This window comes from uncultured Veillonella sp. (assembly GCF_900545205.1).
Classification (GTDB): Bacteria; Bacillota; Negativicutes; order Veillonellales; family Veillonellaceae; genus Veillonella.
In genome coordinates this window covers 20,994-31,200 of sequence record NZ_UQYC01000012.1, presented here as the reverse complement: position 1 = coordinate 31,200, position 10,207 = coordinate 20,994, and the positions used below count along the sequence as shown (strand labels likewise).

Sequence of the window (10,207 nt, the reverse complement as noted above, 5' to 3'; positions counted from 1 at the left end):
TTAACTATTACAATAACAAAAGGATTCAAGCAAAAACAAAATGGATGCCCCCTGTAAAATACAGGGAAGCATCCATGTGTTTAGGCTAGTAAATATTATGTGTCCAGGAAAATGGGTACATATCAAGGTATATGTGTTTTTTGTAATCAAATATTATATTTTTTCTAATATTTTTTCAAATAATAGTTCTAGTTTCTGTAAGTCGCCATGTACGGTTCCGTCCATATAGGTATTATATACAGTATCATCTTCAGAAACACGAATTTGAGCTTTATACCCCTTTGATAATGCTAATACTCGAATAACTTCACGTTGTGTGCGACCATTACCTTCCCTAAATGGATGAAAGAAATTTAGGGAATCTAAGATTTTAGCTAAGTTCTTAATAATACTTTCTTTTGTATTGGTTTTTTGATGATATGTATTTAGCAAATCATTTATAAAGTTCTCGGCAGAGCTAAATGATTGTATCGACATAAAAGGATTGCCACTCTTTGTAATATTAACTTTTCTATATTGACCGGCCCAAGAATAAACATCTTGGAATAAATACTTATGGATCTTTAGTATATCAGTCATAGAATATACTGGAATTGGCAACATATATAAATCTGCAAGCCGTTTTGATACATATAAATGCTCATTATTTTTTGCTAACTTAGGATCTAGAATATTTTGTTTATTTATTAATACAAATGAATTTTCATAGGTATAGAGATTATCTAAATCTATGTACTGGTAACCTTCGTATTGGTTTTTAGCCAATTTGTAGTTCCTTTCTTCTGTTTGTAACATAATTTTTTAATTCTAGAACTGATTCAGTTGTAGGAGTAAAGTCTTCAATCATAGATGAACCTACGGCATACCAAACTGCATCAAAGTCCTCATAATTTTCAAATTGTACATCTAAAATGGTGAGTTTTTCTTTATTTACATTTAATGTCATAGGCACCTCCTTTATTACTATTATTATAGCATAGTTCGTCTCTTTATTTTGTATACATGACCTATTTGGTTGACTATTTACTTATCTATTCATATAGTTAATAGGTAAGTACTAATTAATTTTTAGGAGGTTCCTATGTCTGTAAAAGATTTCGTACAACAACGACGCGATGATTTTATCGCTATGCGTCGTGATTTTCATATGTATCCAGAGCCAGCTTGGCTTGAATATCGTTCTGCTTCTAAAGTAGCTGAAAAGTTAATTTCTTTAGGGTATGATGTAGCACTCGGTGCAGATGTACTCGATTTAGATTCTCGTATGGGCTTGCCTAGCGAAGAGGAGATGAAAGTAGCTATGGCTCGCGCTATGGATGAAGGTGCTGATCCTGAGCTCGTAGAAAAAATGGGCTATGGTAAAACAGCCATCGTAGCAACAATGAAGTTCAGTGATGATGGTCCTGTTGTGGCATTCCGTGCAGATATGGATTCTAATGATGTTATCGAATCTAAAGCATCTAACCATATTCCTGCTAAGATTGGTTTCCGTTCTCGCCACGATAAGGCTATGCATGCTTGTGGTCATGATACACATATGACAATGGGCCTTGGCCTTGCAGAATATATAGCCACACATAAGGATGGATTAAAAGGTACTATCAAACTTATCTTCCAACCTGCTGAGGAAGGCGTACGTGGTGCTAAAGCGATGGTAGAGGCTGGTGTAGTTGATGACGTAGATTTGATGTTTGGTATGCACATTGGGTTTAACGAAAAGCTATCCAATTGCTTTGCTTGTAGTGACCATGGCTTCTTGGCGACTACGAAACTTGATGCTGTGTTCCATGGCTATTCTGCTCATGCAGGTGGATCTCCTGAAAAGGCACAAAATGCTATGCTTGCAGGCTGTACAGCAGTTCTTAACTTACAAGCCATTGCTCGCCACAGCCAAGGCGCATCCCGTATGAATGTAGGTGTTTTTGAAAGTGGTACAGGTCGCAATGTTACACCTGATGTAGCTGTTCTTAAATTAGAAACGCGCGGTGCTACAACAGAAATCAATGACTACATGATTGAACGCACAAAAACTATTATTAAAGGTGCCGCAGAAATGCATGACTGTACCTTTGAAATTACAAAACAAGGTGAAACACCAGCAGGTCGTATTAGCGATGATTTAGCTCGCGAGGTGCAATCCATCATTGAACCATTGGGTATCTTTAAAGAGGTACCATTTGATTATAGCGGTGGTGGCAGCGAAGACTGCGCGTACTTCTTGAACCGTGTAATTGATCGTGGTGGACGAGCAACATATATGGTATTAGGCTCTGCTATTAAAGCGCCTCATCATAATCCATTATTTGATATCGATGAAGAAGATATGCTAAATGGCATTGTTGCGTTAGGTACAATTGCGACTCACTATTTAAAATAGGACATATTGATTGTGATATTATGATGCATACATCCAAACTATAGGTACATAACTATATAGATGTATGTATCGAAATATGTATAGTGTGCTATATATTAGATCTAATATGAGTATTAGATTGTGAGGTGTTATATGATTCAACGAGATCGATTAACTAAAGATTTTGATGCTATGGCACAGTTGACTGCACCTGGAGAAGGCATTAATCGCCTAGCTTTCACCGACGCAGACTGGAAGGGACGCCAATATATTATTGACCGTATGACTGAGGCGGGACTCACAGTGGAAACTGATGGTTTCGGGAACGTTATAGGCTATAAAGTTGGCAAAAAGCCTGAGTTGCCGATTGTCATGGTTGGCTCTCATACGGACAGCGTACCTAATGGTGGCAACTATGATGGTGTTGTAGGCGTATTGTCTGCTATCGAAGCTATTCGCAGTATGATGGATGATGGTTTTGAACATGACCATACCATTGCAGTAGTGGACTTTATGTGTGAAGAATCTAGCCGCTTTGGAGCTGCCACATTGGGCAGTAAGGCTATGCGTGGTGAATTGACATTGAAAGATTTACAACGCTTAGTAGATAAACAAGGTGTGTCCTTGTATGATGCTTTGAAAGAACGTAATTTAAATCCAGATGCTATTGAGCATATGGAATATGAACGACCTGTAAAGTCTTTCACAGAAATTCATATCGAACAAGGTAAGGTGCTAGAGCATGAAGCAAAACCCATCGGCGTTGTAACTGGTATTGCCGCACCAGAGCGGTTCTATGTAACCATTCGTGGGAATGCGGACCATAGTGGTGCTACGCCAATGAATTTGCGTCATGATGCCTTATGTGGGGCTTCAAAAATAATCCTCGGTATTGAGGAGATTGCATCCATGCAAGAGGAGCCTCCAGTGGTAGGCACAGTCGGTGTTGTTGAGGTAACACCGGGTGCGATGAACGTTATCCCTGGAGCTGTGAAGTTGGGCGTCGATATTCGCAGTATTTCTAAGGTGGCCCGTGATTCTGTAGTTACTCTTATTAAGGAATTTATTGATGTTACTGCAGAGAAACGCGGCTTATCCTATACGATTGAGCCTATTGCACAGGATCATCCAGTGGCGATGCATCCAGCCATGATTCGAGAAATTGAAAGGGCTGTTAAGTCTGTAGGTGTAGATTATATGACCATGCCAAGCGGTGCTGGTCATGATGCCATGCATTGGGCTGATGATGTTCCGACAGGAATGATTTTTATCCCATGTCGCGAAGGTATCAGTCATAATCCGGCTGAATTTGCGGACCTGGATGACATCGTTACAGGCGCTAAGGTATTGGATACAGTGCTTAGAAAACTTAGTTTAGAAACTACAAAACTTGTGTAAGTAGAGATATCCGTTGATATCAGTTTGTGTAACAGTGTATTTCAAATTTAAGATGTAATAGAGTGTTGTTAGTCGTTTTAAGTTGAAAGTACACGGATTGGAGAGATTATGATTATTGCTGGTATTGTTATTGTAGTGGCGACGTTTATCGCCATTATTAAACAGTTTGAAACACGGCTCGTTTTATTGTTATCGGGCTTATTAATGTGCTTTATTGGTGGTCAGCTTAGTGCTGGTACGACAGCCTTTGTAAAAGAACTTACAAACCCAGGTCTTGTACCAACTATTTGTACAGTGCTTGGTTTTAGTTATGTTATGGAATATACAAAATGTACAGAGCACATGGTATATTTCATTTCTGCAGGCCTTAAAAAGATGACTAAAATCATCATTCCTGGTGCTGTTATTATTACGTTCTTGATCAATATTGCGTTGCCTACTGCAGCAGGCTGTGCAGCTGCTGTGGGCGCATTGCTAATTCCTGCATTGATTCGCTCTGGTGTGCATCCTGCCATGGCAGGCTCTGCTATTTTCTTAGGAACTTGGGGTAGTGCATTGAGCCCAGGCCTTATGTTTAACCCACAAGTAGCACAACTAGCCGGTGAAGACGTAATGACCGTTATTGCGAGCTTCTCTATACAAGCCATTATTGGTATCGTAGTAGCAGCTATCTTGCTCAATATCGTAGCTATCGTTAAGAAGGAACATACAGGATATGTATTGAAAGCGGCTAACGAAGAAGAAGGCAAAGAATTCAAGGTAAATTACTTATATGCAATTATCCCAATCATTCCACTTGTATTACTCGTACTCGGTAGTAAACAAGTAGCAGTGATTCCAGAGATTTCCGTTCCTGTGTCCATGTTAATTGGTACGGCTATCGGTATTATTGCGGTACGACCTAATGTAACAGATGCAGTTAAGAAATTCTTCCGTGGTACTGGCGATGGCATGTGTGATGTTGTGGGGCTTATGGCTGCGGCAGCGTGCTTTACAGCAGGTATGCAATACATCGGCCTTACAAGTGCACTCATTGATGGCATGAAGAACTCTCAACAGATCGCCCAAATCGGTGCTGCCTTTGGTCCATTCTTATTGGCTGTTATTTCTGGTTCTGGTAATGCGGCAGCCCTTGCGTTTAACGGCGCAGTAACACCTCATGCAGCAGACTTTGGCTATGGCATTATGCAATTAGGCTCCATGGCTCAATTGGGTGCTGGTATCGGTCGTAGTATGAGTCCAGTAGCAGGTGCAGGTATCATCATTGCCGGCCTTGCTGGTATTAACCCTATGGAAATGGCGAAACGTAATGCTGTACCATGTATTATTGCTACAGTAGTGATTATGTTATTGTTACTATAATTGAATACTGATGTAGTTGGTCAATTATAATTCAATAAAATATAGTTGTTCTAGGACTCTAAATTTAAAACTTACAATAAAAGAACCCCATTATGATTAATATCATAATGGGGTTCTCCTTATATTGTAGAGTTATGGGGTTCTATTTATATTGTAAATTTCTATTATTTTAGTTTGAAACCAATCCATAGAGCGGAAATAATAAATAAGCCACCACTAACCCAGAATAGTGTAGTAAAGCCTAGCCATGCCATAAGGCTAGCACCGCCGACAGATCCTAAGAAATAGCCAAAGAATAGACAGGATTGATTATAGGAGAATACTTGGCCTGTAAATTCTCGAGGTGTTTTGGAAGATAGGTAGGTGTTTAAAGCAGGAAGCATACCGCCTAACCCAAAACCTTGTAGAAATCTGATGATGGCAAGTTGATATACATCAGAAACATAGGCTTGAGGGATATTTAGAATCCCTACATAGATAAGAGATACTACTAACACTTTACGGGGCCCAATTTTATCGACTAGTTTACCTAGTGGGGAGCTACTCATAAGTTGAGCAATACCCATAGCGGAGAATACGGCACCTGCAATAAATGCGAGATTTTCTGTGTCGCTAGGAACAATTCCTTTAATATATACAGAGATAACAGGTTGTAAGGACATAATGCATATTGCATAGATAAAGGAGGCTACACATAATGCGACAATACTATTAAATTCCGGTATTTGCTCTTTCAGCTTACGGATAGAAAGTTTTTCAGGATTAGGCTGTGGTACATAATTTTCATGGATGAATATAGTGGCTAGCACACCGGCTAAGCCCATGAGGGCACCGACGATGATAAAGTCATTGCGAATACCTACTGTATCTGCAATGTAGCCGCCTAATAGAGGTCCAATGAGCGAGCCTGCTAGGTTGGCCGATGCCAATAGACCTAAGGCCCAACCTGTTCGTTCAAGCGGGGTTTCAGAAGCAATTAAGGTAATTGATGCGGAGTAAAATCCACTTACAAGCCCTTGGATTAAACGAATTAGTACGACTCCCTCTGGGGTTGTTTGAAAGGCAATCAAAGCATTACATAAGGCCATGCCAAAGCTAGATCGTATTAATGTAATTTTACGACCTTTTTTGTCAGCAACACGCCCCCAAAATGGAGCAGCCAAGCAAACGATTATGTAGGTTGCACCGGTTGCTAAACCAGACCATAAGGACATTGCTTCTGGTGTTTGGACGCCTAAATCATGAAAGTATAAAGGTAGGATTGGAGCTAGCTGACTTACACCAAAGGCTGTACAGAATACACAGACTAAACTGATGTATACCGTTCGTTTCCATGTTTCCAAAATATCCCTCCTTAGTTTTAGATGATTGATATTCTACTTTGGCCTTATTTTAATTGGTTAAGTTGATAAGTTTAATAAACTCAGTATACTATTTATAAATAGATTAAAACAATATATATGTGTTTTAATTTACTAGTACTTGATTCTGGATATATGTAGTTTGAAGGATTTATATTAAAATAGATATTATTTAATTTAAGAAAAGAAAATATATTGTATGAGTGCATAGAAAGAATTATTTTAATGTGGTTAGATAATGAGATTTCACTATTTAAACAAAATATAGAAATGCTGCGAGTGAATCAACGTATAGGCCGATTGGCATTTTTATGGGCTGTGCTTGGTTTAATGGGAAGTAAATTTTTAGCGTACCTTCTATTTGTGGTATTGATAGGATTTATTCAAGATGGTTTGTTTCAAGGCAGTACATATTTGTCATATATTTATTTTGGATGTTTGCAGATTATACATATAGTAGTAACTATTTTTTTACTCAAACGTAGATTGAATGATTGTGGTTCATCCTTGTGGTATATGATTTTAGTACCCATAGCATACCTAAGTTTGTGGGTATATTGGGGTATGAGTTTTAGTTGGGAATCTATATCCGAAACCTTTATAAATGCAGGCTTTCATTGGGACGGATTTTTATGGAAGTATTTTATCTTGGCTTGCTTTGCGTTGCCACTTAGTGTGCCAGATTCTAATGAGTATGGTTTAGATGAAGGACGAGATAGGTATAATAACTATATTATTACCTATACTCGAAGTTCCACGATTACTAAAGATACAAATAATAGTAAATTTGACTATATTTGTAGCTGTATATGGGATGTTTTATTTGCTAAGATCTTTGATGTTAAGGGCAGGACTCCTGTATCAGTCTTTTGGGGCGGTCTTGTAGGAGCTCGCATTTTTATGGACATTATTATGAATATGGCTATAGCCGTAGTATCGTTAATTGTTCAGTGTGGTATATCTCTTTATATACCACGTTGGGGATTTATGGCTATCCTGATATGGCCAGCTTTAGCGATGATTACACTAGGTATACGTAGACTTCATGATTCTCTATTAAGCGGTTTATGGATAATTGGGCTTGGCATTCCGTATATCAATATTTTTGTCAGTTATCATCTTTTGTTTAAAAAATCTTGGCATATTGAAAGTTGAGATTTTTCTTGACTTTCATTCTATAGAAACATTATAATCAGATTATAATTCTATACTCGCCTGAAAGAAACCGATGAGGTGGAGATAAAAATAGGATATGCACTCACAGAGAGCGGGATTAGCTGAGAACCCGTAGTACGCAGCTTATTAAATGGACCACCGAGGGCGCATGGAACAGAATGATTTCATTCCTAGTATGGTGCGACGTCACACGAGCGTTAGTCGTGAGGGATATGTTAGTATCCTGCGAAAGGGGAATGCACAGCATTCAAACAAGGTGGTACCGCGATTTATAGCACATACAATCAAATTGTAATAATAGAACTATAAACTCGTCCTTGACGTTATATTGTCATGGGCGAGTTTTTTTATTGGCAAACGCCAGATGGAGGTTCTCATGATTTTTCCTAGTTTAGACCGTGTGAAAGCTATCGCACCGGGCTACGATATCGTGCCTGTATATATGGAAATTTTATCCGACGTACGCACACCGATTAGTGTGTTGAAAGCGTTAAAACAAGTGAGCAGTCATACGTACTTACTTGAAAGTGCGGATAATAGTAATCATTGGGGCCGTTATTCCTTCTTGGGCTATGATCCTAAGATTGAGCTATTCTGCAAAAACCATACAATGACTATTAAAGACGGTACAACGCGCACCTTTGAGTGCTCTGATCCAGCTGCAGAAATTCGCAATATTTTGAACCAATATAAAAGCCCTCGCTTAGAAGAGTTGCCAACCTTCACAGGTGGCTTTGTAGGGTACTTTGCTTGCGAATACATTCGCTACATCGAGCCAACATTGGACTTCCCAATACCAGATGATGACCCTGCCATGGTAAACGATGTAGACCTTATGCTCTTTGATAAGGTTATCGCTTTCGACCATTATAAAAATAAAATCTACTTGATTGCTAACATTAGCACAAGCGATTTAGAACGTAACTATAACAAGGCTGAGCTTGAGTTGAAAACATTAGCTGATCTCGTTGTAAACGGTAAAGAAGCGGATGTGCCAAAAGGCGTTCTTAAAACAGAGTTTACCTCTGAGTTTACAAAGGACGAGTTCGAAGCAGTTGTTAAAAAGACACAGCACTATATCAAGGAAGGGGATATCTTCCAATGTGTTGTATCTAACCGCCGCGAAGCTGAGTTTGATGGTAGCTTGTTAAATGCATACCGCGTATTGCGTACGTTGAACCCATCTCCATACATGTTCTACCTATCTGGTGGCGATGTAGAGCTTACAGGTGCTTCTCCAGAAACATTGGTAAAATTGACGGATGGTAAAATGTACACCTTCCCAATTGCAGGTACTATGCGCCGCGGTAAAACCGAAGCAGAGGACCTCGCCATTGAAGAAAAACTCATTAACGACGAGAAAGAGTTAGCTGAACATAACATGCTCGTTGACCTTGGCCGTAATGACCTAGGTAAAATTGCTAAATTCGGTTCCGTAAAAGTAGAGGCGTTACATATGTTGCAACGTTTCTCTCACGTAATTCACATTACATCTACTGTAAGCGGCGACATTCAAGACGGTAAAGATGCTCTCGATGCTATCGGTGCTACATTGCCAGCAGGTACTTTGTCCGGGGCTCCTAAAATTCGTGCTATCGAGATTTTACACGAACTTGAAAAAAGCCCTCGCGGCGTATACGGCGGCGCTGTAGGCTACATCGATTTCTCCGGTAACATGGACGTATGTATCGGTATCCGCATGGCTATGAATAAAGGCGGTAAGGTTTATGTTCGCGCTGGTGCTGGTATCGTTCGCGATAGCGTACCTGCTAGTGAATACAATGAAACATTGATCAAAGGCCAATCCATGATTTCCGCAATTACAGATGCACAGGAGGTAGAATAATGGTACTCCTTATAGATAATTACGATAGCTTCTCCTTCAATTTATACCAATTAGTAGGCTCTATCGATCCAGACATTAAAGTCATCCGCAGTGATGAATTAACAGTGGAAGAAATCCGCGCTTTAAAACCAGACTATGTGATACTTTCACCAGGACCTGGCAGACCAGCTGATGCAGGCGTATACGAAGACCTATTGCGCGAATGCAAAGGTGAATTCCCAATCCTTGGCGTATGCCTTGGTCACCAAGCCATCGGCGAAGTATTCGGTGGCACCGTTTCCTACGCAAAACAAGTTATGCACGGTAAACAAAGCGTAGCTAAACAAGTACACCCATCCAAAATCCTTAAAGGCGTACCAGAACAATTTGAAGTCGCTCGCTACCACTCCTTGGCAATTATCGATGAAACAATGCCAAGCGAACTCATCGTTACATCCATTACAGACGACGGCGAAGTAATGAGCGTAGAACACAAAGACTACCCAATCTATGGCGTGCAATTCCATCCGGAATCTATCATGACACCGAACGGGGAACAAATGATTCGCAATTTTCTAGAAAAATAGCTACTGTCTAATTTAGGTATTCGAGGGGCTATTTTTAAGATCTAGAACGATAAGGCAAAAATAAGGTCTCTCGGAACTCCGATGGCCACCCACCCCACTACGTGGGGCCGCCAAGTCGTTCCTTAAGACCTTATTTTCTGCC

General features: G+C 39.7%; 10 protein-coding genes. 7 read left to right on the top strand and 3 right to left on the bottom strand.

Annotated elements, in window-relative coordinates:
* Positions 1–89 (top strand): IS3 family transposase (locus tag QZR70_RS08890; RefSeq protein ID WP_363661695.1); only part of this gene is annotated, 89 nt, incomplete at its 5' end.
* Positions 90–153: 64 nt separating this feature from the next.
* On the opposite strand, the gene QZR70_RS02290 is transcribed toward QZR70_RS08890, so the two are convergent.
* Together QZR70_RS02290 and QZR70_RS02285 are read right to left on the bottom strand one after the other, a co-directional pair.
* Positions 154–795 carry a Fic family protein gene (locus QZR70_RS02290; RefSeq protein WP_295792838.1) on the bottom strand — a complete coding sequence of 214 codons (642 nt, stop codon included), beginning with the start codon at positions 793–795 and terminating at the stop codon, positions 154–156.
* On the bottom strand, positions 758–946 hold the full coding sequence (locus QZR70_RS02285) for a hypothetical protein (RefSeq protein ID WP_119206587.1): 189 nt from the start codon (positions 944–946) through the stop codon (positions 758–760). The genes QZR70_RS02290 and QZR70_RS02285 overlap by 38 nt, the downstream gene beginning before the upstream one ends.
* A 135-nt stretch (positions 947–1,081) precedes the next feature.
* Between QZR70_RS02285 and QZR70_RS02280 the strand changes: the two genes are divergently transcribed.
* From QZR70_RS02280 to dcuC, 3 genes are all read left to right on the top strand, one after another.
* The gene (locus tag QZR70_RS02280; protein WP_295792835.1) at positions 1,082–2,377 is read left to right on the top strand and encodes an amidohydrolase; all 1,296 of its coding nucleotides are present in this window, start codon (positions 1,082–1,084) and stop codon (positions 2,375–2,377) included.
* Between the two features lie 132 nt (positions 2,378–2,509).
* Positions 2,510–3,754, top strand: coding sequence for a M20 family metallo-hydrolase (locus tag QZR70_RS02275; RefSeq protein WP_295792833.1), 1,245 nt, complete (start codon positions 2,510–2,512; stop codon positions 3,752–3,754).
* Between the two features lie 108 nt (positions 3,755–3,862).
* Positions 3,863–5,116, top strand: coding sequence for a C4-dicarboxylate transporter DcuC (dcuC, locus tag QZR70_RS02270; protein WP_295792829.1), 1,254 nt, complete (start codon positions 3,863–3,865; stop codon positions 5,114–5,116).
* Between the two features lie 164 nt (positions 5,117–5,280).
* Here the strand turns inward: dcuC and QZR70_RS02265 are convergent, their stop codons facing one another.
* Positions 5,281–6,459 (bottom strand): MFS transporter, encoded by a 1,179-nt coding sequence (locus QZR70_RS02265; RefSeq protein ID WP_295792827.1) that lies wholly within the window; start codon positions 6,457–6,459, stop codon positions 5,281–5,283.
* A gap of 243 nt (positions 6,460–6,702) precedes the next feature.
* Here QZR70_RS02265 and QZR70_RS02260 point away from each other — a divergent pair, with 243 nt between their 5' ends.
* The 3 genes from QZR70_RS02260 to QZR70_RS02250 all read left to right on the top strand — a co-directional run bounded on the left by QZR70_RS02260 (position 6,703) and on the right by QZR70_RS02250 (position 10,065).
* On the top strand, positions 6,703–7,632 hold the full coding sequence (locus QZR70_RS02260) for a DUF805 domain-containing protein (protein WP_295792825.1): 930 nt from the start codon (positions 6,703–6,705) through the stop codon (positions 7,630–7,632).
* Positions 7,633–8,029: 397 nt separating this feature from the next.
* Positions 8,030–9,499 carry an anthranilate synthase component I family protein gene (locus tag QZR70_RS02255; RefSeq protein WP_295792822.1) on the top strand — a complete coding sequence of 490 codons (1,470 nt, stop codon included), beginning with the start codon at positions 8,030–8,032 and terminating at the stop codon, positions 9,497–9,499.
* Positions 9,499–10,065: an aminodeoxychorismate/anthranilate synthase component II gene (locus QZR70_RS02250; protein ID WP_119206233.1), complete on the top strand. Its 567-nt coding sequence runs from the start codon at positions 9,499–9,501 to the stop codon at positions 10,063–10,065. The genes QZR70_RS02255 and QZR70_RS02250 overlap by 1 nt, the downstream gene beginning before the upstream one ends.
* Positions 10,066–10,207 lie beyond the last annotated feature (142 nt).

Excerpts from the sequence above, each read along its gene's own strand:
- QZR70_RS02255 (WP_295792822.1), top strand. The coding sequence starts at position 8,030 with ATGATTTTTCCTAGTTTAGACCGTGTGAAAGCTATCGCACCGGGCTAC.
- QZR70_RS02250 (WP_119206233.1), top strand. The coding sequence starts at position 9,499 with ATGGTACTCCTTATAGATAATTACGATAGCTTCTCCTTCAATTTATAC.
- QZR70_RS02260 (WP_295792825.1), top strand. The coding sequence starts at position 6,703 with ATGTGGTTAGATAATGAGATTTCACTATTTAAACAAAATATAGAAATG.
- dcuC (WP_295792829.1), top strand. The coding sequence starts at position 3,863 with ATGATTATTGCTGGTATTGTTATTGTAGTGGCGACGTTTATCGCCATT.
- QZR70_RS02275 (WP_295792833.1), top strand. The coding sequence starts at position 2,510 with ATGATTCAACGAGATCGATTAACTAAAGATTTTGATGCTATGGCACAG.
- QZR70_RS02290 (WP_295792838.1), bottom strand. The coding sequence starts at position 795 with ATGTTACAAACAGAAGAAAGGAACTACAAATTGGCTAAAAACCAATAC.
- QZR70_RS02285 (WP_119206587.1), bottom strand. The coding sequence starts at position 946 with ATGACATTAAATGTAAATAAAGAAAAACTCACCATTTTAGATGTACAA.
- QZR70_RS02280 (WP_295792835.1), top strand. The coding sequence starts at position 1,082 with ATGTCTGTAAAAGATTTCGTACAACAACGACGCGATGATTTTATCGCT.